2 protein-coding genes are annotated in these 1,601 nt (G+C 68.2%); both read right to left on the bottom strand.

Going from position 1 to position 1,601, the window contains the following annotated elements:
• Positions 1 to 748 (bottom strand): hypothetical protein (locus A3764_RS16765; RefSeq protein ID WP_067951797.1); only part of this gene is annotated, 748 nt, incomplete at its 3' end.
• The gene (locus A3764_RS16760; RefSeq protein ID WP_067925120.1) at positions 745 to 1,566 is read right to left on the bottom strand and encodes a sulfite exporter TauE/SafE family protein; all 822 of its coding nucleotides are present in this window, start codon (positions 1,564 to 1,566) and stop codon (positions 745 to 747) included. The genes A3764_RS16760 and A3764_RS16765, both read right to left, overlap by 4 nt.
• Positions 1,567 to 1,601: the final 35 nt, after the last annotated feature.

Raw genomic sequence — 1,601 nt, 5'->3', positions numbered from 1 at the left:
AGGGGCCGCCCCCCGGCAGTTCCGGTCGGAAATAGGCGATCATCCTCGGCTGCTGGTCCCGCGACCGCGCCCCGTCCCGCCCTGCGCCTCCCCATGGCGCGACGCCGTGCAGCACGTGCCGGTGCAGCAGGATCGCCTGACCCGGTCGGGCCACCACCCGGACAGGTTCGATCCGGTCGAAGACGACGCGCCGCGCGGCGTGATACGCCTCCGTCAGATCGACGGTCCCGGGGGGTGCCGTTCCAACAGCCTCCCGCAGGGCTTGCCCCATCGTCAGATGACTTCCGGGCCAGACGGTCAGCGGCGCGGCATCCACCACATTGAGCGGCAGGCCGAGGATGAAGGCATGAGCCTCCCTCAGAAAGCGCCGCCGCTCAGGTCCTTCCGGCAAAAGCCCATCCACATGGGCCGCCGCACGGCGGACACGGTAGCGGTGCGCGGCTTCCGTCTCGCTCTCGTCGCGGCGGGGATATCCGGGAAAGACGACCGAAAGCTGCGCCCGGTGCCAGAATGCCGTCTCCGGCACATGGTCGCGCCACGCGCCCGTGAGAGGTACTCCCCGGATGCTGCCGTCAGCGGCATTGGGCAATCGGTCGACGCCGGGAAACCATGTGTCCCGGTGGCGCAGATCTTCGGGGTGAAGCTGTGCGAGGATCTCTTGCGCCACCCCGGCCGCCGCGGCGGACCAGCGCGCCACCCCGTCTTCATGCGCAAAGACATGAAAGCCGGGAGAGGCCCCGCCGCTCACCCCAGCAGCGCCTTGCGCAGCATGTTGAGCGCCACGAGCACGAGAAACACCGCAAAGACCCGTTTGAGCGGTTTGGGGTCCATCGAATGCGCAAGCTTCACCCCAAGCGGCGCGGTCAGCAGCGTCATGGCGATAACGATGACGAAGGCGGGCAGGTTCACCGCGCCCAGCGTGAAGGGCGGCACCGGTGCCAGCGGTTCCACCATCAGGAACCCGATGACCGAGGGCACCGCGATGAGCACGCCGAAGCCCGCCGCCGTCGCCACGGCGCGATGGATCGGCACGCCGAACAGGCTCATCAGCGGGACGCCGAAACTGCCCCCGCCGATCCCCATGAGCACCGAAAGAAACCCCATCGCCGGCGACAGGGCGGCCCGCGTGAACCCGCGCGGCATCTGATGCCCCAGCCGCCAATGCGCCCGCCCGAAGCCCATGTACAGCCCCACGATCAGCGCCAGCCCGCCAAAGATCGCCTGCAGCGTCGTACTGCGCAATTGCGCCACCACAAGCATGCCGATGATGGCCCCGATGACGATACCGGGCGCCCAGCTGCGCAGGATGTCCCATTCCACCGCGCCCTTGCGATGATGCGACGCCACGGACCGCAGCGAGGTGACGATGATCGTCGCGAGCGAGGTCGCAAGGCAGATCTGCATCAGACCGGGGCCCCCATAGCCAAGCGTCTGAAAGGCATAGAAGAATGCAGGCACCAGAACGATGCCGCCGCCGACCCCCAGAAGCCCCGCGAGCACCCCCGCAAGGCCGCCGATCACAGCCAGCAGAATACCCATTTCGATCAGAAGGGTCATATCGGTCATCGCGGTCTCCGTCCCGGCGGAGCCGAGCCTGACCC

The organism is Sulfitobacter sp. HI0129, from assembly GCF_001635395.1.
Taxonomy (GTDB): Bacteria; Pseudomonadota; Alphaproteobacteria; order Rhodobacterales; family Rhodobacteraceae; genus Sulfitobacter.
This window is presented reverse-complemented; position numbering and strand designations above follow the sequence as displayed.

Bases quoted from the DNA above. Each gene is read 5' to 3' on its own strand.
- A3764_RS16760 (WP_067925120.1), bottom strand. From the start codon at position 1,566: ATGACCGATATGACCCTTCTGATCGAAATGGGTATTCTGCTGGCTGTG.